26 protein-coding genes are annotated in these 26,384 nt (G+C 66.7%); 13 read left to right on the forward strand and 13 right to left on the reverse strand.

What is annotated here, in order from left to right:
- The first annotated feature begins 299 nt into the window (after positions 1–299).
- The 5 genes from CE453_RS03480 to mutT all read left to right on the forward strand — a co-directional run bounded on the left by CE453_RS03480 (position 300) and on the right by mutT (position 4,404).
- Positions 300–1,157: a peptidylprolyl isomerase gene (locus tag CE453_RS03480; RefSeq protein ID WP_089173315.1), complete on the forward strand. Its 858-nt coding sequence runs from the start codon at positions 300–302 to the stop codon at positions 1,155–1,157.
- A 158-nt stretch (positions 1,158–1,315) separates the two neighbouring features.
- A complete protein-coding gene (argJ, locus tag CE453_RS03485; RefSeq protein ID WP_089173316.1) occupies positions 1,316–2,566 on the forward strand; it encodes a bifunctional glutamate N-acetyltransferase/amino-acid acetyltransferase ArgJ in 1,251 nt (416 codons plus the stop codon).
- The gene (locus CE453_RS03490) at positions 2,547–3,476 is read left to right on the forward strand and encodes a DMT family transporter (RefSeq protein WP_198302247.1); all 930 of its coding nucleotides are present in this window, start codon (positions 2,547–2,549) and stop codon (positions 3,474–3,476) included. The genes argJ and CE453_RS03490 overlap by 20 nt, the downstream gene beginning before the upstream one ends.
- The gene (locus CE453_RS03495; RefSeq protein WP_157732885.1) at positions 3,473–3,988 is read left to right on the forward strand and encodes a peptidase associated/transthyretin-like domain-containing protein; all 516 of its coding nucleotides are present in this window, start codon (positions 3,473–3,475) and stop codon (positions 3,986–3,988) included. The genes CE453_RS03490 and CE453_RS03495 overlap by 4 nt, the downstream gene beginning before the upstream one ends.
- Before the next feature lie 11 nt (positions 3,989–3,999).
- Positions 4,000–4,404, forward strand: a complete 405-nt coding sequence (mutT, locus tag CE453_RS03500; RefSeq protein ID WP_198302248.1) for an 8-oxo-dGTP diphosphatase MutT — start codon at positions 4,000–4,002, stop codon at positions 4,402–4,404.
- 7 nt (positions 4,405–4,411) lie between these two features.
- Here the strand turns inward: mutT and CE453_RS29235 are convergent, their stop codons facing one another.
- The 5 genes from CE453_RS29235 to CE453_RS03525 form a co-directional block, all read right to left on the reverse strand.
- Positions 4,412–5,131, reverse strand: coding sequence for a DUF930 domain-containing protein (locus CE453_RS29235; protein WP_248307930.1), 720 nt, complete (start codon positions 5,129–5,131; stop codon positions 4,412–4,414).
- Between the two features lie 96 nt (positions 5,132–5,227).
- A complete protein-coding gene (locus CE453_RS03510) occupies positions 5,228–6,430 on the reverse strand; it encodes a winged helix-turn-helix domain-containing protein (protein WP_089173320.1) in 1,203 nt (400 codons plus the stop codon).
- Positions 6,431–6,562: 132 nt separating this feature from the next.
- Complete coding sequence (locus CE453_RS03515; protein ID WP_089177683.1) at positions 6,563–7,048, reverse strand: CAP domain-containing protein; 486 nt, start codon at positions 7,046–7,048, stop codon at positions 6,563–6,565.
- A 43-nt stretch (positions 7,049–7,091) separates the two neighbouring features.
- A complete protein-coding gene (locus CE453_RS03520; RefSeq protein ID WP_198302249.1) occupies positions 7,092–9,671 on the reverse strand; it encodes a DUF3772 domain-containing protein in 2,580 nt (859 codons plus the stop codon).
- Positions 9,672–9,959: 288 nt separating this feature from the next.
- Positions 9,960–11,042, reverse strand: coding sequence for an ROK family protein (locus tag CE453_RS03525; RefSeq protein WP_089173322.1), 1,083 nt, complete (start codon positions 11,040–11,042; stop codon positions 9,960–9,962).
- Between the two features lie 185 nt (positions 11,043–11,227).
- On the opposite strand from CE453_RS03525, the gene CE453_RS03530 reads away from it, so the two are divergent.
- Positions 11,228–11,704 carry a DUF2938 domain-containing protein gene (locus CE453_RS03530; RefSeq protein ID WP_089173323.1) on the forward strand — a complete coding sequence of 159 codons (477 nt, stop codon included), beginning with the start codon at positions 11,228–11,230 and terminating at the stop codon, positions 11,702–11,704.
- Here CE453_RS03530 and CE453_RS03535 read toward each other — a convergent pair whose 3' ends face one another.
- From CE453_RS03535 to gloB, 3 genes are read right to left on the reverse strand one after another with little or no spacing between them, the layout of a single operon-like run.
- Complete coding sequence (locus tag CE453_RS03535) at positions 11,705–12,457, reverse strand: GNAT family N-acetyltransferase (RefSeq protein WP_210191864.1); 753 nt, start codon at positions 12,455–12,457, stop codon at positions 11,705–11,707. It lies immediately after the preceding gene.
- A gap of 8 nt (positions 12,458–12,465) precedes the next feature.
- Entirely contained in the window at positions 12,466–12,930 is a 465-nt protein-coding gene (locus tag CE453_RS03540; protein WP_089173325.1) for a cupin domain-containing protein, read from the reverse strand.
- A gap of 2 nt (positions 12,931–12,932) precedes the next feature.
- Positions 12,933–13,697 carry a hydroxyacylglutathione hydrolase gene (gloB, locus tag CE453_RS03545; RefSeq protein ID WP_089173326.1) on the reverse strand — a complete coding sequence of 255 codons (765 nt, stop codon included), beginning with the start codon at positions 13,695–13,697 and terminating at the stop codon, positions 12,933–12,935.
- Between the two features lie 144 nt (positions 13,698–13,841).
- Here gloB and CE453_RS03550 point away from each other — a divergent pair, with 144 nt between their 5' ends.
- From CE453_RS03550 to CE453_RS03565, 4 genes are all read left to right on the forward strand, one after another.
- Positions 13,842–14,609, forward strand: a complete 768-nt coding sequence (locus CE453_RS03550; protein WP_089173327.1) for a class I SAM-dependent methyltransferase — start codon at positions 13,842–13,844, stop codon at positions 14,607–14,609.
- A 207-nt stretch (positions 14,610–14,816) separates the two neighbouring features.
- Complete coding sequence (locus tag CE453_RS03555) at positions 14,817–15,770, forward strand: acetyl-CoA carboxylase carboxyltransferase subunit alpha (protein ID WP_089173328.1); 954 nt, start codon at positions 14,817–14,819, stop codon at positions 15,768–15,770.
- 201 nt (positions 15,771–15,971) lie between these two features.
- A complete protein-coding gene (locus tag CE453_RS03560; protein WP_089173329.1) occupies positions 15,972–17,405 on the forward strand; it encodes a L,D-transpeptidase family protein in 1,434 nt (477 codons plus the stop codon).
- Positions 17,406–17,620: 215 nt separating this feature from the next.
- The gene (locus tag CE453_RS03565) at positions 17,621–18,529 is read left to right on the forward strand and encodes a TorF family putative porin (protein ID WP_157732887.1); all 909 of its coding nucleotides are present in this window, start codon (positions 17,621–17,623) and stop codon (positions 18,527–18,529) included.
- Positions 18,530–18,583: 54 nt separating this feature from the next.
- On the opposite strand, the gene CE453_RS03570 is transcribed toward CE453_RS03565, so the two are convergent.
- Entirely contained in the window at positions 18,584–19,063 is a 480-nt protein-coding gene (locus tag CE453_RS03570) for a MarR family winged helix-turn-helix transcriptional regulator (protein WP_089173331.1), read from the reverse strand.
- Positions 19,064–19,108: 45 nt separating this feature from the next.
- Here CE453_RS03570 and CE453_RS03575 point away from each other — a divergent pair, with 45 nt between their 5' ends.
- On the forward strand, positions 19,109–20,002 hold the full coding sequence (locus CE453_RS03575; protein WP_089173332.1) for an alpha/beta hydrolase: 894 nt from the start codon (positions 19,109–19,111) through the stop codon (positions 20,000–20,002).
- Positions 20,003–20,008: 6 nt separating this feature from the next.
- On the opposite strand, the gene hemH is transcribed toward CE453_RS03575, so the two are convergent.
- Positions 20,009–21,073 carry a ferrochelatase gene (gene hemH, locus CE453_RS03580; RefSeq protein WP_089173333.1) on the reverse strand — a complete coding sequence of 355 codons (1,065 nt, stop codon included), beginning with the start codon at positions 21,071–21,073 and terminating at the stop codon, positions 20,009–20,011.
- A 178-nt stretch (positions 21,074–21,251) separates the two neighbouring features.
- On the opposite strand from hemH, the gene CE453_RS03585 reads away from it, so the two are divergent.
- A complete protein-coding gene (locus CE453_RS03585; RefSeq protein ID WP_089173334.1) occupies positions 21,252–22,775 on the forward strand; it encodes a bifunctional metallophosphatase/5'-nucleotidase in 1,524 nt (507 codons plus the stop codon).
- A gap of 10 nt (positions 22,776–22,785) precedes the next feature.
- The gene (ung, locus tag CE453_RS03590) at positions 22,786–23,484 is read left to right on the forward strand and encodes a uracil-DNA glycosylase (protein ID WP_089173335.1); all 699 of its coding nucleotides are present in this window, start codon (positions 22,786–22,788) and stop codon (positions 23,482–23,484) included.
- Positions 23,485–23,497: 13 nt separating this feature from the next.
- Here ung and CE453_RS03595 read toward each other — a convergent pair whose 3' ends face one another.
- From CE453_RS03595 to CE453_RS03605, 3 genes are read right to left on the reverse strand one after another with little or no spacing between them, the layout of a single operon-like run.
- Positions 23,498–24,730 carry a phenylacetate--CoA ligase family protein gene (locus tag CE453_RS03595; RefSeq protein ID WP_089173336.1) on the reverse strand — a complete coding sequence of 411 codons (1,233 nt, stop codon included), beginning with the start codon at positions 24,728–24,730 and terminating at the stop codon, positions 23,498–23,500.
- A 40-nt stretch (positions 24,731–24,770) separates the two neighbouring features.
- Complete coding sequence (locus CE453_RS03600) at positions 24,771–25,451, reverse strand: zinc metallopeptidase (protein ID WP_089173337.1); 681 nt, start codon at positions 25,449–25,451, stop codon at positions 24,771–24,773.
- A gap of 23 nt (positions 25,452–25,474) precedes the next feature.
- Entirely contained in the window at positions 25,475–26,317 is an 843-nt protein-coding gene (locus CE453_RS03605) for an ABC transporter ATP-binding protein (RefSeq protein WP_089173338.1), read from the reverse strand.
- Positions 26,318–26,384 lie beyond the last annotated feature (67 nt).

The raw sequence follows: 26,384 nt of genomic DNA on the forward strand, positions 1-26,384 counted from the left end.
GGAAGGCCGCGAAATTCTCGAATTTGCGATCGCGTGTTTAGACGCGTGCGCGGGCAGGGTCCAGCGCGCGTTTCGCCCGATGGGAGGCAAAACGGCAAGGAATTTCCCGAGCATGTGGGGTTGCGTCGCGCCGCTTCCAAGGGAGGCGTCGTCCCAAGGCGGCGCGATGCCGCTGGCCATGCCGAGCAAAGTCGCGTGATCCCACGCGGCAAGACCCTGAACCGCCTTGCCTTTGCCGCGTTCAACTGGCAGTGCAGCGCCAGATCGCGTCTTCGGCTCCCCTGTGAAAGGCCGTTTTCATGAAATCCACCCATTTCATCGCTGCCCTGGGCTTTGCCCTGCTGGCGGGACCGGCCTTCGCCCAGGCCGACAAGGTCGTCGCCAAGGTCGATGGCATCCCGATCACGCAAAAGGACGTGGATCTGGCGACGGAAGATCTCGGCGAGCGCCTTGCCCAGCTCCCGGACGACCGCAAACGCGACGAGGTGATCAACTATCTCGTCGACCTCAAGCTCGGCGCCAAGGCCGCGGCCGAGGCCAAGGTCTCCGATACGCCGGATTTCGCGGCGCGCCTCGCCTATTACCGCGAGAAGGTGCTGCTCGATCAGTACCTCACCGGCATCGGCAAGAAGGCCGTGACCGAGGAGGCCGCCAAGAAGCTCTACGACGACACCACCAAGGCGATGGCTCCCGAAGAGGAGGCGCATGCGCGCCACATCCTCGTCGAGACGGAGGACCAGGCCAAGGCGGTGGAAGAGCGGCTGAAGAAGGGCGAGGATTTCGCCAAGGTCGCTACCGACGTCTCGAAGGACCCCGGCTCAGGCAAGGAGGGCGGCGATCTCGGCTGGTTCACCAAGGACCGCATGGTGCCGGAATTCGCCGAAGCCGCGTTCAAACTGAAGAAGGGCGAGGTCTCGGCGCCGGTGAAGAGCCAGTTCGGCTGGCATGTCATCAAGCTCGAGGACAAGCGCACCAAGCCGCTGCCGGAGTTCTCCGCCGTCAGGCCGCAGATCGAGCAGTATCTCGAGCGCAAGGCGCAGCAGGACACCGTGCTGGCGCTGCGCGAGAAGGCCAAGGTCGAGCGTCTCGACAAGCCGGCTGCACCTGCGACCCCGGCGCCGGACGCTGCCAAGCCGGCCGAGCCGAAGAAGAACTGAACTTCGCGTCTCGTTAGACGATTTTCGAGGGCGGCCCTTGCGGCCGCCCTTCTTGTTTTCGTCATCGGCCTGCGGCAGAGGCTGCTGGATAAGGCGCACGGGCCGGCAGGCGAACGATTCGCCGGCCTTACGAGCCGTGTTCCGCAGGAGGAGCCCCGATGGCCGGCAAGGATGTTCCCGTTTCCCCGCTCGCGCCGAAGCGCCAGCCCAAGGTCCCGCCGATTCCGGGCGTTCGCTTCGCTACCGCAGAGGCCGGGATCCGCTACAAGGGGCGCCAGGACGTCTGGTTCGCGCTGCTCGATGCGGGCACGCAGGTCGCGGGCGTCTTCACCCGCTCGAAATGCCCCTCCGCTCCGGTCGACTGGTGCCGCGAGAACCTGAAGCAGGGTTCGGCCCGTGCCGTCGTCGTCAATTCCGGCAATGCCAATGCCTTCACCGGCATGAAAGGGCGCGATTCCGTCAAGCTCACCGCCGAGATCGCCGCCAAGGCCGCCGGCTGCAAGCCGGAGGAGGTCTTCATCGCCTCGACGGGCGTGATCGGCGAGCCGCTCGACGCGACCAAGTTCAAGGGCGTGCTCGACGAATGCGCCAAGCGCGCCGCCGATGGCCCCTGGATCGACGCCGCCCGCGCGATCATGACGACCGACACCTTCCCGAAAGCGCTGACCCGCAAGGCCAAGATCGACGGCAAGGAGGTGCTGATTGCCGGCATCGCCAAGGGCGCAGGCATGATCGCGCCCGACATGGCGACGATGCTGTCCTTCGTCTTCACCGATGCGCCGATCACCGCTCCCGTGCTGCAGGCGCTGCTGTCGAAGGGCGTCAAGGGTTCGTTCAACGCTGTGACCGTCGACAGCGACACCTCGACCTCGGACACGCTGATGCTCTTTGCCACCGGCAAGGCGGCCGAGCGCGGCGTGCCAACGATCACCGAAGTCAACGACGCCCGGCTCTCGGGCTTCAAGCGGGCGCTGAATTCCATCCTGCTGGAACTCGCCCATCTCGTCTGCAAGGACGGCGAGGGCGCACGCAAGTTCGTCGAGGTCCGCGTCACTGGAGCGGCCTCGGCCCGTTCGGCCAAGCGGGTTGCGCTCTCGATCGCCAATTCGCCGCTGGTCAAGACCGCCCTCGCCGGAGAGGACGCCAATTGGGGCCGTGTCGTCATGGCGGTCGGCAAAGCCGGCGAGCCGGCCGATCGCGACAAGCTCGACATCGGCTTCGGCGACATCGTCGTGGCGAAGCAGGGCGCGCGCGCCCCGTCTTACGATGAGGTCGCGGTATCCGAGTATATGAAGGGCGACAACATCGTCATCACCGCCGATCTCGGGCTGGGACGCGGCAAGGCCACGGTCTGGACCTGCGACCTGACCAAGGCCTATGTCGAGATCAATGGCGACTATCGCTCCTGAGGCAGCAGCGCCGCAGGAGCCCGGGCGCGGCTTCATCGCCTTCAACCTGCTGACCTGCTCCCTGCTGTGGGGGTCGAGCTACCTGTTCATCAAGCTGATGAGCGGGGACGTCTCGGCTCTCACCATCGCGGCCAGCCGCGGGATCCTCGGCGCGGTGTCGCTGTCGCTCTGGAGCCTATGGCGCGGGCGCAACCCGCTACCGCGAAAGGCTGAGATCCTGCCCTGGATCATGCTCGGCACCACCAATGGCTGGCTGCCGAACGTGCTGGTCGCCTATGCGCTCACCCAGCTCGCCAGCGGCCCGGCGGCGATGATCCAGGCAGCCGGTCCGCTCGTCACCGCGCTCGTCGCCCATCTCGCCTTCTCGGAGGAGAGGCTGAGCCGGCGTCGCCTCGGTGGCATCCTGCTCGGCATGGCCGGCGTGGCCCTGCTGATCGGCCCGCGCCTGTTCGAGGGCGGCGGTAACGCGCTCAGAGTGCTGGCGATGATCGGCGCGACGCTGAGCTATGCGGCCGCCAATCTCTATGTCCGGACGGTCCCAGCCGCGATCGGCGATCCGGCCCGGCTGGCGCTCGGCCAGCAGATGTTCTCCGGCATGATCGCGACGACGCTGACGCTTGCGATTCTCGGGCCTGCTGCCTTCCTGCCGCTCGGCAACCATCTGCCGGCGATGCTGACGCTCGGGGTTGTCGCCACGGCAATCCCGGTCACGGTGTTCATGCGGCTGATCCGGGCTGCGGGACCGACCCGGGCAGCGATGACCGGCTATCTGGTGCCGACGGTCGCGGTCATCCTCGGCGTGGTGGTCCTGCACGAGGCCCTGGAGTTGCGGCAGGTCCTCGGGGGCTGCATCATCCTGGCCGGCGTCTTCCTGGTCACGGCGGCGCCGCGGAGGACGGGGGCGTCATGAGGATCGGGATATTCGCAGCAATGGCGCTGGCCGGCGCCATCATGGCCGGTTGCGTCGAGCGCAAGCCGGCGACGGTGGCCTTCTCGACCGAGGAGGCTGCCTTCATCAAGAAAGGCGGTAGCGGCGTCATCGTCGGCCACGCGTTCCGGACCAAGCCGAGCGGGGTGGTGGTCAACGCGGCGGGCGAGGTCGTTCGCCTGATCCCGGCCACGGCTTTCGCGCGCGAGCGTTTCGCCAATCTCTACGGCAAGCGGAAATACATCCCGCACGCCGCCTATCCCCGCGACGACGACATCGATCCGGCCTATTCCGAATACACCCGCACGACCAAGGCGGAGTCGAACGGGCGCTTCGTCTTCGACAAGATTGCGCCGGGAACCTATTTCCTGACCACCCAGGTGATCTGGGGCGACGAGGCCGCCTTTTCGCGCGAGGGCGGTTCGGTCTATGACAGCGTCACGCTGACGGGCAAGGAAACCGAACCCGTCCAGGTCATCCTCTCCGGCAACTGAGTTCCGTGCCCGTGAAGCTCCTTCTCGTCGTCGCCTGCGCGCTGATCGATGCCGATAACCGCGTCCTCGTCACCCAGCGTCCCGAAGGCAAGGCGCTGGCTGGCCTGTGGGAGTTTCCCGGCGGCAAGCTCGAGGCCGGCGAACGGCCCGAACCCGCCCTGATCCGCGAGCTGCATGAGGAGCTCGGTATCACCGTGAAGGAGGAGTGCCTTGCGCCGCTCACCTTCGCCAGTTTCGCCTATCCGGAGTTCCACCTGCTGATGCCGCTCTATATCTGCCGGCGCTGGGAGGGCACGCCCAGCTCGAAGGAGGCGCAGGCGCTGAAATGGGTGCGGCTCGGCAAGCTGCGCGACCTCGCCATGCCACCGGCCGACGAGCCGCTGATTCCGCCGCTGATCGACCTGCTCGGAGCTTGAGCGGCGATCAGTGCACGGCCGGCAGGCCAAGCTCCTCCCAACGGCTCTGCGGGATCGGATCGCCGACCTGGAAGGCGAAGGCCGTGACCCGTTTCAGGTCGGGCGAGATCGTGCAGGCGAAGCGCAGCGCATACCAATGCTGCTTGCTGCGGAACGCTGCTCCTTCGGCCGTCAGAACTTGGCCGGCCCGCTTCGTATCGGCCATGGCATAAGCGGTGACACGGTCGGGCTCGAAGCTGCGCTGCCAGTCATGGATCTGACCCATCGCCTCGAGCCCGCAAAGCTGCTCGATGCGTTCGTCCGGGGCGAGGCGCGGCAGCATGGCGCGCGCGTCGCGGCTACGGGGGTCGGCCAGAACCTGCTGAGAAAGCATCCGTTGCGGGTGGACCATGCCGTCGACCGCGGCCGGCGGCGGAGGGGTCGGCACAGGCCCCGTGGGGGCTTCTGGTTTCGGTGCCGCAAGAGCAGCCGACTCCGGCGCAGCGGGTTCCGCCTTGGGAGGGGTTACGACGGCTGGCGGCGTCGGCGGAGGCTTCGGCCGTGTCATCGCTTCGAACTCAGCCGGGCTCTGCAGCTCGACCTCGACGCTCTGCTCGGCGACGGGAGGGATGTCGAATTGCTGGATCGCGACCGAAGCCAGCCAGGCGAACAGCGCCGCATGCAGGATCGCGGCGACCGGCAGGCCGGGAGCGGGTGTTGCGGCCCTGGTCCGGCTCGCGGTGGCCACAGGTCAAGGCACCGTGATGCCAAAGCCGGGCACCTGCTGTCGCAATTTTGCTGTCATCCGGTCGCGCCTCGGCCCCTTGCCGGGGAGGAGCAGCGATCAAGCCGGCATTTTTGTGTCGATCTCGGCTGGAGCCGGCTTTGTCTCGTTACGGCCGAGCTGGAAGCGTTCGAAGCGCTGCAGTTCCTCTTCGATCGCGGCCTTGAGCGCAGGCGCTTCATACCCATCGAGCCAGGTCCAGCGCTGCATCAGGAGCTTGCCGGCGGCGCGGTCGGTCTTGAGGTCGAGCACGGCGACGACCTGGTCTCCGGCCAGAACCGGCAGGCCGAAATAGCCATAGACGCGGTTCTCCGGGCGCAGGTAGGCCTCGAAGACATGGGCGTAGTCGAAGAACAGCTTCGCCCGCTTGCGCTGGATGACCAGCGGATCGAAGGGCGAGAGGATGTGGATGAGGCCGGGTTCCGGTTCCGGCACCGTCTCCAGCGCCTCCGGTGTTGCCCAATGTGTCGTCTTGCCGGCGCCCTCGATCGCGATAGGCACGAGTTCCTTGCGCTTGACCAGGCTGGCGATCAGAGCTGCGATGGCCTTCTTGCTCGGCGCATCGAGATGGCAAGCGGAATCGAGGCTCGCCAACCCCTGTGCCCGCAGAGCCCTGTCGAGCTTGTAGGCGGTCACCTGCCGCTCGCTTGCCGGCGTTGGCCGCTTCTCCCACTGGAAATGCCGGTCGAAGAGCTCATAGGTCTTCACCATGCCGGCGCGGGCGGCGATCACGAGGTCACCGTCATAGAAGGCGCGCTCCAGCAGGCCTTTCGACGGTTTCTTGCTGGCCCAGAGATGGGCCTTCTCGATCAGTTCCTCCTCGATGTCGCGGATCGTCAGCGCGCCATCCTTGCGAATCCGGCGCAGCAGCTTGCGCGTCTCTTCGCGGGCGCCGACCGCCGACCAGCGCTTCGGCTCCTCGCGATGTGCCTTCATCTCCGGCAGGAAGTAGCGGATGTCGCGGGTCGGCACGTAGGAGAGCGCGTGCGTCCAGTATTCGAAGACGCTCTTCTCGAATGATTGTGCCTGGGCGAGATCACTGCGGCGGTAGTCGGGGATGCGCGCGTAGAGGATATGGTGGTGGCAGCGCTCGATCACGTTGATCGTGTCGATCTGGACATAGCCAAGCTGCTCGACGGCCGCGCGCGTCGCCTCGGGACCGGAGCCAAAAGGCTCGCGCTGGTCGAGCCGCTGGGCATGGAGCCAGATGCGGCGTGCCTGCTCGGTGGAGAGGGAGAACGGCTTGCGGGGGCGGGGCGGCATGAGTTCCACGCTAGCCGCCCCGCCTGCAATTCGTAAGAGGGCGCTGGTGCTGCCGCTGACAGGTTTTGGCGGGAGCCTGCCAAGCGCTTCGGGGCCAGAGCAGGTCGCCGGGTCGGCGACCTGCGCCGGCTTTCAAGGCGCGAGGATCAGTGCCCAGTAGACCTGATATTTCGAGCCTGGCGCATAGGCCGTCGCGATGCCCATGCGCTTCGCCTTCGTGTCCTTCATGACGCGATCGTGCTGTGGCGAATCGCGCCAGCCGGAAAAAGCTTCGGCGAGGCGGCGATAGCCGGCCGAGAGATTGGCCTCGGCGCCGGGGACGCCTTCCTTGGCGAGGCGGGCCTTGACCGCATCGGCCTGCGCCGGCTTGTCGGAGCGGGCCATCGCAGCCGCTTCGCGCTGCGCGGCTTCGTCCAGGGCCGGGTCGAGCGCCAGCGTGCCGAGGCCGGCATTCATCCGGTAGGCGGAAATCATCGCGCGTGCCTGCTCGGCGTCGACCTTGGCGGAGGTCGAGCCGAGATCGCGATAGAAGGCCGGCTGCGCCTGGCGCTGCGGCTCCGTGCAGCCGGCGATGCCGAAGAGGGCGAGCGCGCCGGCGATGGCGGCGGGGCAAGTCATGGCGCGCGTCCGTGGGAGGCGGCGCAGAAGCTTCGGCATCCGGTCATTCCTTGTCGTCTCCGGCCGGCTTGGTTTCCGCGGCGGCCGGTGGGGCTTTCTTGTCTTCGTCCTCTTCCGCCGTCTCCTCGGGAGGCGGCGGAGCCGGCTGCGAGGCGGCCCCGGCTTTGGTCTTCCGGGCGGGGGGCTTGCGGGCGCGGTCGAAGCGGCCGACCGCAGTGGCGATGCCGTCGAGCGACTGCTCGACGCCCGTAAGCCCCTTCACCTCGAGCTGCGGCGTGCCAAAGACCTCGATCTCCGCCAGCCGCTTGCGAATCGCGAAGTTGAGGTCGCTGTTCACGCGGCCGACGAGGTCGAGATCGTCGACGATGCAGATGAGATCGAAATCCATCGTTGCCGTGCCGAGCTTCTTGAACAAAACGGTCGGCGGTGGCTTCTTCAGGACGTCGCCGTGGTTGTCGGCGACGTCCTGAAGCATGGTGCGGACCGCTCCCGCGTCGGTCTGGCGCGTCACCGAGAGAGAGATCAGGACGCGCCCGGTCCGGTCGGTGCGCACGCGGTTGCGCACGACGCCGGAGACGAGGTTCGAGTTGGGGACGATGACGCTGGAGCGGTCGAAGGTCGCGATCTCGGTCGAGCGCACATTGATGCGCTTGACGATGCCCTCGACGTCGCCGACCAGCACCTGGTCGCCGACGCGGATCGGCCGCTCCCAGAGCAGGATCAGGCCGGAGACAAAGTTCGACACTACCGACTGCAGTCCGAAACCGATACCGACCGACAGGGCTGAGGCGACGAGCGTCAGCCGCTCCAGGCTGAGGCCGATGGCCGAGACGGCCAGCGCGACGGCGCCGATATAGCCGATATAGCCGGCCGCGGTGGTGATCGAGTTGCGCAGGCCGGGATCGAGCTGCGTCGTGGGCAGGAACTTGCTCTCGAGCCAGCGCTGGATCGTCCGGGTCGCGGCGATGCCGAGTGCGAAGACGACCGCGCCGACGACGATGGACGAGACCGAGATGGTGACTCCGCCGACCTGGAAGCCGAAGAAGGCGGCGCGCAGCGAGACTAGGAAATCCGCCGATTCGAGCCCCCAGGGCGCGAGCACGAGCAGCAGCGTCACGAAGAGCAGCAGCAGCTTGAGGACCCCGGCGCCGAGCACGGCAATCTTTTCGAGCGTGGCGGTGCGCAGCCCGACGCCGGCGCGCAGGGTCAGCGCGATCCGTCCCTTGCCGGAGAGCAGGCGCGGGATGCCGAGTTCGATGAACTGGTGCGCCAGCAGATAGAGGCAGGCGACGATGCCGATCCAGAGCGTCTGCTCGGCGAGGAAGTTGGCGAAGACGACATAGCCGCTCAGGGCGGCTGCGATGATGACGAGGCCGATGATCCAGCCGAAAATGCGGATCGGCCCGAGGCTCGCGCCGTCAACCGGAACATAGGGCCCGAGGCAGGCCTCCTGCTCGACATCGTCATCGTCGCGGATTTGATAGAGACCGGCGACCAGGGCGAGCGCGAAGAGGGTCGCGAAGAACGCCTTGACGATGATCGAGATGGAAAGGCCGGCCGCTATCGCCTGCAGCCAGGCCTCGAAGACCTTGCCGACCATCGTCACCAGTGCCAGTGCGCTGGCGATCCAGACGACGCTGCGCGCGGTCTGGTCCATGACGCGGACCAGCCGCCGCTGCGGGCTCGACGGCGCGAATACCGCATCGGCGAGTGCTTGTACGAAGGCCACGAAGGCGAGGCCGACCACGACGGCCCAGATTACCGGCTGGATGCGTTCCGGCAGCAGGCCCGTGGTGTTGAGCGCCTTGTAGACCAGCCAGCTCGCCAGCGCCGGCGGTGCCGCGCCTGCAACGACGTGCGCCAGGGCGACATAGAGGCAGTGCAGGCTGCCGGTATCCTGCGTATTCGCGTAGCGCGCCTTGAAGCGCGGGAGGTAGCGGGCACGCAGCCAGTAAAGCAGGATGGCGCCGATCAGGGACAGCGCAAGGACGCCGCCGCGCGTGCTGGAAAAGGCAGTCGAGACACCGGAGAACCAACCGCCGAAGATATAGCTGGAGGCACGCAGATCCTCTGGCGCCGTCGTCACAGCGTTGCCCCAGACGTCGGGGCTGAGCACCGAGGGGCCGGCGGCGAAGAGGGTGGTGGCGAAGATTTCGCGGCGCTTGTCGCCGATCGTGCTCTGCAGCTGTTCCGCCTGTAGCAGCGAGGCGCGCGCGATCTTCAGCGTCTCGTCGGCATCGGCATAGGCCTTGGTGCGGAGTTCGCGTTCGCGGGCGATCTCGGCGGATTCCGGCGGGGCCTTGTCATCGGGTTTCGCGCCGAGCTGGTCGAGCTTGAGCTTGGCTTGTTCGACGAGCGGGGCCTGCTGGTCGATGATGAGACGCAGCTGGTCGAGCGGAGGCTGCAGGCGGATGCGCTGGCGCTGGAGCTCGTCGTCGCTGAGATCCGTACGGGAGAGGGTCGTCTCGATCTGCGAGAGCTCGAGCCGGACCGAATCGAGCCGGCCGCGCGGGCTCTTCGGATCGACCGGTGCAGCTGCCGGCGCGGTGGCGGGCTGGGTTTGCGCCTGCGCGCCGGCCATGCCGATCGCAAGCGTGAGCGCGAGCAGGCAGAGCGCTGCCATCCTGCGGGCGCTCCACCCCATCCGGGTCGATGCTCGTGCCAGACGCGCTGCCATGATCGGGCGGCCCCGCTCATCAAGGTGATTCGGCTTCCTGCCGACCCTCGGCACAGGATGGGGCCGGGTGCAAGACGAAGACGGCGTTTCCGCTGCCGGCAAGGCCAGACTCCTGCAATTCCTTCGCTGGGTCGCGCCCGGAAAGCGCGCGCTGTCGCCTCATTACCGGCAAAGGCGACCTGAAGATGGCGAAGCTTCGTCGAATCCACTCGGGTGGCGCGGCACCTTGGGTCGTCAGCGCTTCTTCTTCGGCTTGTCGCGGTTGCGATAGCTCGCATTGCCGAGGCCGGTCCCGATCGTGAGCACCGCCCAGTTCTCGACATCCTGCATCGCCGGCATCTCGCTCAGGCCCTGGATGACGGCATCGTTGTGCATCACGACCTCGGTGTCGTGCTCGCCGATGCGAGGCACCAGTTCGCGGATGCTGTCGACGAGGTTGAAGCGGCTGCTTTCCCAGTTGCCCGGCAGGTTCTGGGCGCCGCGCTCGATGCTGCCGTCCGGCTCGATCAGGCCGGGGCAGCCGACGCCGATGAAGGGAGCGATCCGCAGCCCCTCCTTCTCGGCTTCCGCGACCTGTTCCCTCAGCATCTTGCCCAGGCGCTTGATCGCCTCGTCGCGACTCGGCTCCTCGTCCGCATGGCGCCAGAGGTCGGACTTCCAGACGCGGGCCTTGCTGAGGTCGGGCGCCTTCTTCTGCCGGAGCTCGACGATGCCAGCGCGGATGTTCGAGCCGCCGATATCGACGGCGACGAGGCTGTCGAAGGCCTCGAAGATCCATTTCGGGGCAAGATGGGCGCTCCCGACCAGCCCGGCCTCGTCCGGGTGATGGCTGACGGGTACAAGATCGATGTCACGACCATCGGTGCGCAGGATGATGGCGGCACGGGCGATGGCGAGCTCGCCGATCCGGCTTTCGCGAAAGCCGCCGCCAACGACGATACGCTCCACCTCGGCCCAGGCTTTCAGCCGTGTGAACCGGCGGATGACGAAGGCGAGCGACTGGGCGAAGCTTTCCACCGCACTCAGCACCAGAGCGGCCTCGGTTGCGTCGCCGTCCTTCAGCAGGGCGTCCAGGTCCTTTTTGCTAATGCTGGCCGTATCGCCATCGAGCGGGTCGTCGCCATTCCGCTTGAGATGAGTCCGCAGGGCATCAAGGTGCTCGACGAAGGCGCCGCGGCTGGCCTTGTCGCCGACATAGCCGTCTTCGTCCCGCACTTCGAGATTGTAGCTGGTGACGGTAACGGAGGGCAGCTCCGCCGCGCCATGCGGTCCCGTTGCCAGATTGCCGCGCGTCTTTTCAGCCGTTGCCCCAGCCATGCCTACTCCTCTGATCATGCCTTCGGGGGCAACACGGTGGCCGGCAGGAGGTTCCGGCACGAGCCGGATGCAGCTTTCGCAGGGCCTGCCTGCGCTGGAGGCGTCCCGGAACGGTTGACCGGGAGAAAGATCGCCGCTCCAACGGGAACGGCAGCTGGGATTGCCGGCTATCTTGGGGGCGGGACTTGGCGGATCTGATCTATCATGCGGTGGTCATCGGGCTCGGCGCGACCGTCCTGTTCGACCTCTGGGGGCAGTTTCTGCGGCTGTTCGGCATGCCGAAGCCGAATTGGGGGCCGCCGGGGCGCTGGTTCGGGCATGCCCTGCGCGGGCGCTTCGTCCACGAGGACATCGGCAAGGCCGAGCCGGTCGCCAACGAGGTCGCGCTCGGCTGGCTCTTCCACTATCTCGTCGGCATTCTGTTCGCCGGGATCGTGCTGGTAATCTGGGGAACGGGCTGGGCGCGCAATCCGAGCTTTCTGCCGGCGCTCATCGTCGGGCTCGCCACGGTGGGCTGCGGCTGGTTCATCCTGCAGCCGGGCATGGGGATGGGCATTGCCGCTGCGAAGCGGCCGAACACCAACCAGATCCGCCTGCTCAACATCGTCGGGCACACGGTGTTTGCCATCGGGCTCTACGGCACGGCGCTGCTGATCCGCTGATCAGCCTGCGAGGAGGCGCGTCTCGTATTCGTATAGCTGGCGGAAGCCGAGGCTGCGATAGAGGTTGATCGCGACGGCGTTGCTCTGCTCGACCTGAAGATAGGCGCTATGGCTGCCGACGGCGCCGGTCCAGCCCATCAGGCCGGTGACGATCCTGCGTCCGAGCCCCTTGCCGCGATGGGCGGGATCGACGCAGATCAGCCCGATCTCGGCCATGCCGCGCTCGGCAACCGCCATGCCGAAGGCGACGGGCTCGCCTTCGATCAGCCAGGTGGCGAAGGCGGCCGGCAAACGGATCTTCTCGAGGATGGCGGCGAGGTTGCCGGTATGGGTCTTGATGCCGCTCTGGAGCGCGGCGACGCCCGCGATCCATTCGGCTTCAGGGCGCGCCTCGATCTGGAATTCGGCCTCCTCGGAAACCGATGCATCCGCAAGCGCGCCGATCATGCCGAAGGAGCGGTCCCTCACCTTGTAGCCGCGGGCGAGCACTGCGGCGCGCGTCGCCTCGGCCACGAGCGGGGTGAGCCGGATCGCGGGCTGCAGGCCGTCGGCGCGATAGAGCTCCTCGAGCATGTCGAGCATCGCATCGTCGAGCTCTGCGCCATAGGCGAGGGGCGTCGCCGAGTTGGCGCGGCCGGAGTAACCATTGGCGAAGCGCAGCACCCAGTCGCCGACGACCAGGGTCGACAGGGCCGGCCAGGCATTGATGATCCGCCGCTCGCATTCCTGCGCGAGCCGGGCGTCTTCGTTCACCGACAGCATCATCGTCCTCCAGCCGGCTTGCGCGGCGTCGGCCGCCAGCCCGGCGGCGCCATCTCGAACCCCGAGAAGGCGAATCCCGGTGCGACCGTGCAGCCGACCAGCGTCCAGGCGCCGAGCGAGGTCGCGCTCTGCCACCAGCCGGCGGGTACCACGAATTGCGGGCGCTGGCCGGCGGCGAGATCGGTGCCGAGGTGGTGGGCCGAGGCGTCGTGACCATTGGGCGAGACGGTGATGACGAGCGACGCGCCGGCGTAGTGGTGCCAGGTTTCGGCGGCGTCGGCCCGGTGCCATTCCGAGGTCTCGCCGGTGTCGAGCAGGTAGTAGATCGCCGTGGAATGACTGCGTCCCTGCGGCCCTTCTACGTCGCGGAAGGTCTCGCGATAGTGGCCGCCTTCGGGGTGCGGCTCCAGCTCGAGCAGGCGGATCACTTCCGCCGCGGTCAGCCCGTCGAGGCGATGCACCATGGTCAGAACTTGTTCTTGGCTTCGCGCAGCGCGGCGAAGACTGCGGTAGCCGGCTTTCCAGCGAGATGGACGGCGGCCGCCAGGGCCGGCTCGCCGGCCCGGAAGAAGGGGTTGGTGGCCTGCTCCTCGGCGACGGTGGTCAATGCCCAGAACCGGCCTTCGGCCTTGGCCTTCTCGGCTTCGGCGAAGCGGGCGGCGAGCGCTGCGTTCGTCGGATCGACCGAGCGGGCGAAGCGGGCATTGGCCAGTGTATAATCATGGCCGGTGACGAGGCGGATATCGCCCGGCAGCGCCATGATGTGCGAGAGCGAGGTCCACATCCGGTCCATCTGGCCGGGCTGAACCCGGCCGCAGCCCATGACGAAGACGACGTCGCCGACCAGCGCGATCTTCGCGCCCAAGCCGATATAACTGAGATGGCCGTCGGAATGGCCGGGCGTATGCCAGATTTCGAAGCGTTCATCCGCCAGCGTCACGCTGTCGCCCTCGCCGATGACGCGATCGAGCGGCGCCATGGTGCGCGCATCGGCCGGGCCGACGACTGTCGCGCCCGTCGCCTGCTTCACCGCGGCGACGCCCTGCGTGTGGTCGTGATGGGCGTGAGTGATGAAGATGTCGCTGATCGTCCAGCCCTTCGCTTTCGCGGCGGCGAGCACCTCGCCGGCATCGGGCACGTCCACCGTCGCACAGGCGCCGGTGGCGGGGTCGTGGAGCAGGGCCCCGGCATTGTCGCTGAGCGTGCGGAAGACATGGAGGTCGAGCGGCATGGCGGACTCCTGCAAGAGCGGGACAGACGCCTTGCATGAGCCATGCTTGCCTGCCGATCAACCCGTCGTTGGCGCGCAGCTATCGTGCAATCGCCGCCAGAGCCGCCCTTGCGTTCGCCTGCGCGGCGTTCCATGTCAGGCGCCATGCCCCTCGACGTCGTCGATCTGCGCGCCTTCTACGCCAGCCCGCTCGGGCATGTGGCGCGCCGCTTCATCGGCCGCGCGATGCTGCGCTTCTGGCCGGATTGCTCCCGCCAGCGGCTGCTGGGGCTCGGTTTCTCGACACCTTACCTCTCGGTGCTTGGCATGCAGGCGGAACGGACCATCGCCTTCATGCCGGCGGCGCAGGGCGTGGTGAACTGGCCTTCGCCGGGGCTTTCCGCCTCGGCACTGGTGGAGCCGACCCTGTTGCCGCTGCCGACCGCCTCGATCGACCGGGCCGTGCTCGTTCATGCCCTGGAGGAGACGGAAAGCCCGGACGACCTGCTGGAAGAGGTCTCGCGTGTGCTGAACCCCGGCGGCCGGATGATCCTGGTCGTGCCGAACCGACGCGGCCTCTGGGCGCGGATGGATGGAACGCCTTTCGGCCAGGGCCGCCCGTTCAGCCGCCGGCAGCTCTCGGCCCTGCTGCGCGCCGCCGAGTTCTCGCCCGAGCATTGGGCCGAAGTGCTGTATGTGCCGCCGCTGCAAAGGCGGCTCCTGATGCGCTCGGCCTATGCCTGGGAGCAGGTCGGGCTCGGGCTGTCGCTGCCCTTTTCGGGAGTCCACGTCATCGACGCGACCAAGCAGTTCTACCGGCGTGCGCCCCTGCGCGCGACGCGGCGCAGCTTCGCGCTGAGACCTGTTCTGTTGCCTCAGCCATCGCCGACGCCGCGCGCGGCAAAGCCATACGAGATACCCCGAACGGGTTGACAATTTCGCCGGGGCGCGGACAAGGTCCGCCGCTTTTCTGATGGATTTCCACGTTTCTCCGAAATGCGGAAATCCATTGGGTCCTTGTCTTGTCGCATTTTCTTCACGCGAACGGGTGCCCATTTCGCTCGAAAATGCTCTAGCCCCGGTTTCGTCCGAAACCGCTGATCCACGTCGGTTCTGGCGTGGAAGCTGAACTGGATCACGATGCGTAGCTATCTGGATTTCGAGAAACCGGTCGCCGAACTCGAGGCGAAGTCGGACGAGCTGCGGGCTCTTGAAGCACGCGGTGACGGCATCTCGTTGTCCGAGGAGATCGGCAAGCTCGACGCCAAGGCGAACCAGTCGCTCAAGGAGATCTATGCCGCGCTGACGCCCTGGCAGAAGACGCTCGTCGCGCGCCATCCTCAGCGGCCGCATTTCAAGGATTACTGCGCCGCGCTGATCGAGGAGTTCACGCCCCTCGCTGGCGATCGCGCTTTCGGGGAGGACGAAGCGATCGTTGGCGGCTTCGGCCGTTTCCGCGGCGAGGCGGTCTGTGTCATCGGCCAGGAGAAGGGTGATTCGACCGAAACCCGCATCCGGCACAATTTCGGTATGCCCAAGCCCGAGGGCTACCGCAAGGCTGTGCGCCTGGTTGAACTGGCCGGCCGCTTCGGCCTGCCGGTGCTGAGCTTCGTCGACACCGCCGGCGCCTATCCCGGCATCGACGCCGAGGAGCGCGGCCAGGCGGAAGCCATCGCCCGTTCGACGGAGGCCTGGCTCGGCCTGCCGACGGCGAGCGTCGCGCTGGTGATCGGCGAGGGCGGCTCCGGCGGAGCGATCGCGATCGCCGCCGCCAGCCGCGTCCTGATGATGGAGCACGCGATCTATTCGGTGATCTCGCCGGAGGGAGCGGCCTCGATCCTCTGGCGTGACACGGCGCGCGCGCAGGATGCCGCCACCGGGATGAAGATTACGGCGCAGGACCTGCTCAAGTTCGGCGTCATCGACGCGATCGTCTCCGAGCCGACCGGCGGGGCGCATCGCGACAGGCAGCTCGCGATGACCCGGGCCGGGGATGCCATCGCGGCGGCACTGGCCGATTTTGCCGGCATGGATGCAGCCGCGATCGTCGACAAGCGGGCGGAGAAGTTCCTGGGGATCGGCCGCCACCTCTGACGCCCGAGAGACGCTGGTTAATTTTGCGTTTGCGAAATGAAGCGCTTTTTACGCGTCATTGACCATGTGGCCAGACTCAGGAAGCCTATGGTAAGGAACCCTCAAGGCTAACGCTTCTACAACCGGACGACGGGCACAATTTGGCCGTCTTGCGAAGTCACAGGTCGCACACCCGGCCTGCCGTTCGATGGGAATGACGACGTGGCACTGAAGCAACTCGCGATCCTGGCTTTGGTTGCATTGACCCTGGGAGCCTGTGAGGAGGAACGCTACCGCGGCGCTTCGCGGCACAATATCCCGATCCCGTCGGCGACCTATGCGCTCATGGCCGAGAAGGGCATGAGCAAGGACCAGCCCGTGCTGATCCGCTCCTACAAGAAGGAGTCGGAGCTCGAGGTCTGGAAGCGCAAGGCCGACGGCCGCTATGCCCTGCTCAAGACCTTCCCGATGTGCCGCTGGTCGGGCCAGCTTGGCCCGAAGAAGCGCGAGGGCGACCGTATGGCGCCGGAGGGCTTCTATGCCATCGGCCCGGCTCAGATGAATCCGAATTCGTCCTATTACGTCTCCTTCAACATGGGCTACCCGAACGCCTATGACCGCTCGCTCGGCCGTACCGGCGCGCATCTGATGGTGCATGGCGCCTGCTCCTCGGCGGGCTGCTATTCGATGACCGACGACCAGATCGGCGAGATCTATGCGCTGGTGCGCGAGGCCCAGAATGCCGGCCAGCGGGCCGTGCAGATGCAGGCCTTCCCCTTCCGCATGACGGCGAAGAACCTCGCCCAGCACCGACTCGACCCGAACATCGCCTTCTGGAAGAACCTCAAGGAAGGCTCCGATTATTTCGAGGTCGTGCGCGACGAGCCGTCCGTGTCGGTCGCCGGCGGCCGCTATGTCTTCAATGGCGGCTCCGAGCCGTCGGAAGTCGCGGCGAAGGAGCGCCAGGACGCGGCCGAGGTGGCCTCTCTCGTCGCCAAGGGCACGCCGGCCATCCAGCTCGTCTATGATGACGGCGACCAGCATGCCTCGTTCAAGCAGGCGCTTGCGAGTGGCGGGTCGGCTGCTCTCAACCGTTCCGCTTCCTGGGCCTCGAAGGATGTCGGCATCAGCCGCGAGGATGCGCTGGCCATCGGGCCGCGCGTCGTCGTGCTCGACGACAAGGGCAAGGCGAAGGAGACGGTGCGGGCCGCTTCGGCGGATGACAGCGCCGTGATGGCCGCCATCGCCGCCGCCCCGCCGGTGGAAGCCACCAAGCCCGAACCGGTCAAGTCCGAACCCGCGAAGGCGGAGACCCGGCCGGTTGCCGCTCCGGCGACGACCCAGATCGCCCGGATCCAGCCCGGCAAGGCCGAGCAGGCGCCGGTGCTGGCGAGTGCCTCGTCGACGCCGGTCGAGGAGAGCAAGCCCTTCCTGCAGCGTGCGCTGAGCTTCATGCCGGTGTTCGGCAACTCCTCCAGTTCCTCCAGCTCCGAGGGGCAAGCTACGGCTGCCGTCGAGGCGCCGGTCGCCGTGACCGTGCCGGCCACGCCGACCAATATCCGCGCGCCCCTGCCGCCGCGTCGCGCCTCCGGGCTGCGGACCAGCAAGCTCGACGAGTCGCCTGCAGTCTATGCGAGCCAGCCCGCAACGCGCTGAGGAGGCGTCTTTCGCCTCCATGGCCATGTGACGGAACTGCAACAGTTCCGGATCAAATTTCGACTGCCTTTTTTGCAGGCGCGAAGGCCCCCGTTTCGGGGGCCTTTGCTTATGGGCCGGGCAGGCTGCCGAAAAGCTCGCCTTGCTGAAATTCTTCCTCGGTCCGCTTGATCGCGATGAAGGCGCGATCACAGCGCGATAGAGGGGTGCTGGCGATGATTTCAGGTCTTTTCCGTTCTTCCATGCTGGGATTGGGCATCGCTGCGGGGCTGGCTACCGCCCAAGCCTCCGATCTGCCGAGCAAGAAGGGGGCGCCGCCCCTCCCGGTCGTGCCGGCGATTACCTGGTTCGACATCGCGGTCAACATCAAGGGCCAGACGGACTACAACTTCCGCGGCATCTCACAGACCGACCGCAAGCCCGGCATCGGCGGCGGCGCCGAGCTGCAGATCTACGACAACCTTTTCTATGTCGGCGTGTATGGCTCCAGCGTCGACCTGACCACGCGGCCCGACGCCGAGATCGACTTCTACGGCGGCATTCGCCCCAAGTTCGGCGACCTCGCCTTCGACCTCGGCATCATGCAGTACTACTATCCGAGCGAGAAGCAGTTCATCGACGTTGCCGGAGCCTACTGGACGCCGAAGAACACCGATTACACCGAGGTCTACGGCAAGGTCTCCTACACTTTCGCAGGCAGCCTGACGCTGGGTGCCAACGTCTTCTATGCCTGGGACTGGCTCGGCACGGGCGCGTCGGGCACCTACGCCTCGGTGACGGCAAAATACGCCCTGCCTTTCCTCGAAGGCCTCTCGGTTTCGGGCGAGCTCGGCCACTATTGGCTCGGCACGACCAATCTGGCGATCTGGTCGACAAATCCGCCGACCAATCTGCCTGACTACACCTACTGGAACGCCGGCGTGTCCTACAGCTGGAAGAACCTCACGGCGGATATCCGCTATCACGACACGACGCTGTCGAAGACGGAGTGCTTTGCGCTGACAGCCGATCCGCGCGGCATAACCTCGGGTTCCGGCCGCTCGAAGTGGTGCGGCGCAGCGGTGATCGGCACGCTCTCCTTCGACATCACCGCGAGCAGCGTCGGTGTCTTCGCCCAGAAGTAGGGCGGTCTCGGCGTTCCATTGTCAGGGCCGCCCTCTTGGGCGGCCCTCGGTGCATCAGGCCTCCAGTGCCTTGGCAACGCGGCGCATCATCTCGCCGACCGCGTTGCATTCGGCGTCGCTCAGCACCGTCATCATCGCTTCGATCTCGGCGACATGGATCGCCATGGCCTTGCGGGTCAGAGCCTCGCCATCGGGGGTGAGCCAAAGGCGCCGCACGCGCCGGTCGGCCTCGTCACCGCGTCGTTCGATCAGCCCGCGCCGCTCCAGCACCGGCAGCAGCATGCTCATGGCGCTGCGCCCGACAAGCAGCTTCTCGGCCAGCGCCTGCTGCGTCAATCCGGGCACGTGGAAGATGTTGGCGAGCACGTCATAGTGGGCGACCTGGATGTCGAGCGGCGCCAACGCCTCGCTGAAGGCTTTCTCCCAGAGATTGTGGACCCGGGCGACCGCGACCCAGTTGCGGAAGCGCGGCAGATCCCAAGGCAGGCGCTGGCTTTCCGGTCCGGCATCGGAAGAGGCTTGCTTTTTGTTCATGGCTGAACATATTTGTTCAGTGTTGAACAGATTGGAGTCGACGCCATGACCGATACCGCACTCCGTCTACTGCGCCCCCTCGTCCGGGCGGCCAGCTTCGTAGCTCCCGCCACAGCCGGCAAAGTGGCCTTCCGCCTCTTCTGTACCCCGCCGCGTCGCTCGGCGCGAAGCGAAAACGGCAAGCGTGGCGCGACAAGCGCCATCGGTCGGCTGGCCCGGGCGGAGGCGACGGCCATTCCGTTTCCCTGCGGCAGCGTGCAGGCTTATGTCTTCGATCCCGCTGATGCCGGGCGGCGCGGCACGGTGCTGCTGGTCCATGGCTGGAGCAGTGAAGCGGCCTTCATGACAGCCTTCGCGACATCGCTCTGCGAGGCGGGCTTCCGGGTGGTCGCCTTCGACCTGCCGGCGCATGGCGCCTCGACCGGGCGGGTCCTGGACATGCCGCTCGGCGTCGCCAGCCTGGCGGCAGTCGCACGGACGTTCGGGCCGTTCCATGCGATCGTGACGCATTCCTTCGGCGGGGCGATCGCGCTCGCGGCTCTGGCCGAATCCGTTCCGGGCCAGCCGCCTGTCAGCGCGGGGCGGCTTGCGCTGATCGCGGCGCCTTCTTCCGTCAAGCGGATCACGCGGCGGTTCGGTGCCGGGATCGGGCTGGGGCGGCGCGGCCAGGAGGCGCTCGAACGGCGCATCCATACCGTTGCCGGCAATCCGGTCGAGGCTTTCGAAGGAGCCGCGCAGTTGGCTGCAATCCGGCTGCCGACCCTCGTCATCCATGACCGGCAGGATCGCGAGCTCGATTTCGGCCATGCCGAGGCGCTGGCGGCGGCAGGTTCCTTCGTCAGGCTGGAGGAGACGAGCGGCTTCGGCCACCGCCGCATCCTGCAGGCGAAGCCGGTGATCGAGAGCGTCACCCGCTTCGTCTGCGCCGAGGAGGTCTAGCCCGCCTCAGAGCCAGCCCTGCAATTCGCGCTCAACGACGGCGGCGATGACGTCGATACCTTCGGGCGAATCGTTGAGGCAGGGCAGATAAGCGAATTTCTCGCCGCCATTGTGCAGGAAGATCTCTCGGTTTTCGCCGTCGAGCTCCTCGAGCGTCTCGAGGCAGTCGGCCGAGAAACCCGGCGCCACGATCGCCATCGATTTCCGACCTGCCAGCGCCAACGCCTTCACCGTCTCGTCGGTATAGGGTTGCAGCCATTCATCCGGCCCGAAGCGCGACTGGAAGGTCAGCGGGAAGCGCTCTTCCGAGAGACCCAGTTCGGCGCGCAGCAGCCGCCAGGTCTTCACGCATTGGCAGTAATAGGGGTCGCCCTTGAGCAGATAGGTCTTTGGCATGCCGTGGAACGAGCAGAGGATGACCTCGGGCTCGAAGTCGAGCTTGGCGAGCGAGGCGCGCATCGAGCGGGCGAGAGCGCCGATATAGGCTGGGTCGTCGTGATAGGGCGGTGAGACGCGCACCGTCGGCTGCCAGCGCATCTGCATCAGCGCACGGAAGGCCTGGTCGCAGGCCGTAGCCGAGGTTGGCGCGGCATATTGCGGATAGAGCGGCACCAGCAGGATGCGGTCGCAGCCCTGGTCGAGCAGAGCCTGCAGCCGGCTCTTCACATCCGGCAGCCCGTAGCGCATCGCCCAGTCGACGACGAGGCGATCGCCCGCGAGCGGCTTCAGGCGCTCCGCGAGCTGCTCGGTCTGTGAGCGGGTTATGGTCTTGAGCGGGCCCTCGTCGCGCTGGTTATTCCAGATCGACGCATAATCCTTGCCTTTCCGGCCGGGGCGCGTCGACAGGATGATCAGGTTGAGGACCGGCCACCATTTCCAGCGCGGCTCCTCGATGACGCGCCGGTCGGACAGGAACTCCTTGAGATAGGCGCGCATCGGCCAGTAGCCGGTGCCTTCCGGCGTGCCGAGATTCATCAGCAGCACGCCGATGCGGCCGAACTTGGCTTGCGGATGATCCGGCGGGAGCGGAAGGGCTTCGCGGGCCGGGGCCGCGGCGATATCAGCAGTCATGAGCGCAGGCTCTCCTTGCGCTCGTGATTTAGACGAGTTCGCGCTTTCGTCCAGCCTTGAAGCAGTTTGGAAGGTCAGGTGCGACACTGCCGACCGTCCCTGGCAGGCCATGAAGGCATCTGGTCAGTCAGCTGTGTCTCTTGCTAGTCTGGAGACATTCTCGACAGGGGCGCCCGCCATGACGAAGCTGACCCGCCGCAAAGCTCTTGGTGTCCTTGCCGCTCCCGCAACGCTCGCCGCGACCGCCCCGGTCGCGCTGGCGCAGCAGCCGGCGCCGAGCTTCACGCTTCTGCTGCTCAACGACATCTACAAGATGAGCGACGACAAGGGGCGCGGCGGCTTCGCCCGCGCGGCCGGAATTGCCAAGGCCGAGCGAGCCAAGGGCGTGCCGGTGCTGTTCTGCCATGCCGGCGATTGTTATTCGCCCTCGCTGATGTCGGGCTTCGACCAGGGCGCGCATATCGTCGCGATGCAGAACAAGATGGGCATCGACGTCTTCGTGCCGGGTAACCACGAATTCGACTTCGGCAAGGAGAACTACTTCAAGCTCGTCGCCGCGCAGAGCTATCCGACCTTCGCCGCCAATCTGCGCGATGCTGCGGGCAATCCGCTGCCCGGCCACAAGGACAGTCAGATCTTCGAGCTCGGCGGCATCAAGGTCGGCGTCATCGGCACGGCCTATGATCCGACGCCGCAGATCTCGAATCCCGGTGATCTGAAATTCTCTTCGACCATGGACGCGCTCAGGCGCGAGGCCAAGGCGCTGAAAGGGCAGGGGGCCGACATCCTCGTCGCCGTCGTCCATGCCGACCGGGCTATGGATTACGAGATCGTGCGCTCGCGCGTCGTCGACATCCTGCTCACGGGGCACGACCACGATCTTGCCATCGCTTATGACGGCAAGGTCGTGATGGTGGAGTCGAACGAGGAGGGCAATTACGTCACGGCCATCGACATCGCGGTCAGCGTCAAGGGCGAGGGCGCAGCGCGGCAGGTGAACTGGACGCCAACCTTCCGCGTCAACGATTCCCGTTCGGCGACGCCGGATCCAGAGGTCGCCGCCATCGTCAAGGGTTACGAGGCGGAGCTGTCGAAGGAACTCGACGTCGACCTCGCCAAGCTCAGCGTGCCGCTCGATTCGCGCACCGGCGTCATCCGTACCCAGGAGGCGGCGATCGGCAACCTGATCGCCGATGCGATCCGGGCCGCCACCGGCGCACAGCTCGCCATCACGAATGCCGGTGGCATCCGCGCCAACAAGCAATATCAGGCCGGATACACACTGACGCGGCGAGACGTTCTGAGCGAACTGCCCTTCGGCAACGCAACGGCCATGGTCGAGATCACCGGCAAGGACGTGAAGGATGCGCTCGAGAACGGGCTCTCGCCGGCACCTCAGGGCTCGGGCAAGTTCCCCGTCGTATCCGGGCTGAAATTCGAGGCGGATCTCAAGCAGCCGGTCGGCTCGCGTGTGACCACACTGACTCTCACTGACGGCACGCCGATCGACCCAGCGGGCAAGTACACCGTCGCCACGAACAATTTCATGCTCGAGGGCGGTGACGGCTATACCGCACTCGGCCATGGCAAGACGCTGATCGGCGTGACGGACGGCAAGCTGATGGCGAACGAGGTGATGGTCTATCTGCGCAAGCTCGGAACGGTCGACGCCAAGGTCGAAGGGCGTGCAGTGCTGAAATGAGCCGTTCCGCGTGACCTGCGTCGCGGCTCTTGCCGCTTTTCTCGCTTCGCCGAATGCCAAAGACTGGCGCGCATTGCCTGCCTTCGCGGCCGGTGGTGCAGCATCTCATGCCTGCGCAGAGGTCGATGCGGAGCGAGCAGCCGGGCATGTCGTGGCTCCCGCACCGGAGCGTGTCTTCGCCGCGCTGGCACTGACGCCGCTCGATGCTGTTCGCGCCGTCATCCTCGGTCAGGATCCCTATCCGACGCCGGGCCATGCCAATGGACTCGCCTTCTCTTATGTCGGTCCTCCGCCGCTCCCGCGCTCGCTGGTCAATATCTACAAGGAGCGGACGACAGATCTTGGTCTGCCGGCGCCGGTCGATGGTGATCTGACGCGCTGGGCAAGACAGGGTGTATTGCTGCTCAACACGGCGCTGACCGTGCGTGAGGGGGCCAGCAAGGCCGGTTCCCATCTCTCGCTCGGTTGGGGCAAGCTGACCGATGAGATCATTGCCGCGGTTTCGCGGGCACGCCCGCATGTCGCCTTCCTGCTCTGGGGTGCTCCCGCACAGGCGAAGCGGCCGCTGATCGACGAAAGCCGCCATCTCGTCATCGCCAGCGCGCACCCCTCGCCGCTTTCGGCGCGACGCGGCTTCTTCGGTTCGCAGCCGTTCAGCAGGGCGAATACCTGGCTGGAGGCACAGGGAGAACGAACGATCGATTGGTGAGGCCGATAAGGCCTCAGCCTACCGGCCGCTCGTCGGCGATGACCTTGCCGTCGTTCGGCAAGGCACCGAGAGGCAGGATCTCGACGGCGCCCTTGAGCTTGGTCACTTGCTGCAGCGTCGAGGAGACGGCGTCGACGAGGCCGGCCGGCTCGGCATAGATCTCCGCCTTCAGCGTCATGGTGTCGGTTTCGTCCGCCCGACCGACGACGAGCCTGAGCTTGGCGATCTCGGCATGGCGCTTGGCAATTTCCGCGACCTGTTCGGGGCGCACGAACATACCCTTGATCTTCGCCGTCTGGTCGGCGCGGCCCATCCAGCCCTTGATGCGGGTATTGGTGCGCCCGCAGGCGCTCATGCCTGGCAGCACGGCGGTGAGATCGCCGACGGCTAGGCGGATTTGCGGGTGGTGCGGGTCGAGATTGGTGACGACGACCTCGCCGACCTCGCCCACCGGCACGGGGTCGCCGGTTCCGGGGCGAACGATCTCGACGATCAGGTTCTCGTTCAGCACCATGCCGTCGCGCGCCGAGGTCTCGTAGGCGATGAGGCCGAGATCGGCGGTGGCGTAGAGCTGATAGGCGTCGATGCCGCGCTCCTTGACCCAAGCCTGGAGCGAAGGCGGGAAGGCCGCTCCCGAGACAACGGCGCGGGTGATGCAGGAGATGTCGCCGCCGCGCGCGTCGGCGGCCTCGATCAGGATCTTGAGGAAGTCAGGCGTGCCGACATAGGCGCTCGGCCGGTAGGCCGCGATCACCTCCAGTTGCTGCTCTGTGTTGCCTGGGCCGGCGGGGATGACGGCACAGCCCAGCGCGCGGGCGCCGGAATCCAGGATGAAGCCGCCCGGCGTCAGATGATAGCTCAGCGTATTGAGCACGATGTCACCGGGCCGCAGGCCAGCGGCGCGCAGGCCCCGCGCCACGCCCCAGGCGTCGGTAGCAGTGCCTTCCGGCTCGAAGATGGGACCCGGCGAGGTGAAGAGCCGGCCGAAGGAGCCTGGCGTGGCCGGAACGAGGCCGCCGAATGGGAGGTTCGCCTTCTGCAGGACCGGGAGATCCGCCTTGCGCAGCACAGGCAGCCGGGCCAGCGCCTTGCGGTCAGTAATCGCGGCGGGGTCGATGCCGGCAAGTCGCTCGGCATAGGCCGGCGCCTGCATCGCCGCGGCGAGGAGCTTCGGCAGGCGGGCGAAGAGATCGGCCTCGCGAACCTCGGGCGGGCGGGTCTCCAGATCGTCGTGATAGGCGCTCATCTGTCGGGTCCCAGTCGTGATGTCGTTCGGTCTCGCGCCGTCAGCGGATGATGCGCAGCAGGCGCAGGAAATTGAGCAGGCCGATCAGCGCGCCGGCGACGTAGGTGAAGGCTGCAGCCCGCAGGACGCCGCGCGCCGCCGGCAAGTCACGCTGATCGAGATAGCCGTCGCCAGCGAGGATCGGCAGCGCCTTGCCGAAGCTGGCATCGAACTCGAGCGGCAGCGTGACGAGGTGCACGATGAGCCCGATACCGAGCAGTGCGATGGCGACACCGAACTGCATCAGCCCGAGCGCCGGCACATGCGTCACCGCCGCGACCAGCGGTGCCGTGATCAGCACCGCCATGGCAACCTTGTCGACGATGCCGAGCGTGCGGGCCAACATGCTGCGGGCCGCCAACAGGCTGCTGCCCTCGGCATGCTGAAGCGCGTGGCCGACTTCATGGGCCGCCACTGCAACGGCCGTGATCGAGCGGCCGTCATGATTGTCCTGCGAGAGGCGCACCGCCCGGGCTTCCGGGTCATAGTGGTCGCCGCGCTCGGTCGTTTCGACGGTGACGGCGCCCAGCTGGAAGCGGTCGAGCAGGTGCCGCGCCAGCTCGCCGCCGGTTCCCGGCAAGTCGGGCCGGGCCGCGGCATGCCGACTCATCTGGCTGCGGACCCAGGCCTGTGGCCCGAAGATCAGCAGAAGAACCAGCAGGGCTGCCACGGCATAGAGCATCGAACCCGACCGTTCCGTCCGTCTCAGGAAAGCCAGCGCTTGCGGCGCTTGTAGCTTTTCACCTCACGGAACGACTTCTTGTTGCCCTCGGCGACGCCGAGATAGAACTCCTTCACGTCCTCGTTCTCGCGCAGCATCTTCGCTTCGCCGTCCATGACGACGCGGCCGGTCTCCATGATGTAACCATAGGTGGCGTAGCGCAGGGCCATGTTGGTGTTCTGCTCGGCGACGAGGAAGGAGACGCCCTCGTCGGCATTGAGCTGGCGGACGATCTCGAAGATCTCCTCGACGATCTGCGGGGCCAGCCCCATCGAGGGCTCGTCGAGCAGGATCATCTTGGGGTTCGACATCATCGCGCGGCCGATGGCGCACATCTGCTGCTCGCCGCCGGAGGTGTAACCGGCCTGCGAGCTCCGGCGCTGCTTCAGACGCGGGAACAGGGTGTAGATCTTTTCGAGGTCGCGCTTGATCGCGGCATTGCCGTCGCGGCGGGTGAAGGCGCCGGTCAGCAGATTCTCCTCGATCGAGAGATGGCCGAAGCAGTGCCGGCCTTCCATGACCTGGATGCAGCCGCGCCGGACGAGTTCGTTCGGCGAGAGCTTGTCGACGCGTTCGCCGTCGAAGACGATCGAACCCTTGGTGACCTCTCCGCGCTCGGCTTTGAGCAGGTTGGAGATCGCCTTCAGCGTCGTGGTCTTGCCGGCGCCGTTGGCGCCGAGGATGGCGACGATGCCCTTGCGCGGCACGGTGAGCGAGACGCCCTTCAGCACCAGCACGACATGGTCGTAAATGACCTCGATGTTGTTGAGCGACAGGACGATGTCACTCGTCGCCGCGGCTGGCTTCTCGAGGGTTGCGGTCGACATCGGCCTCTCCCGGACGAACGGTAACGATGGGGCCGGCGGCGGGCGAGCCGCCGCCGGCTGCCGTCAG

The sequence above is a fragment of the Bosea sp. AS-1 genome (assembly GCF_002220095.1).
Lineage (GTDB): Bacteria > Pseudomonadota > Alphaproteobacteria > Rhizobiales > Beijerinckiaceae > Allobosea.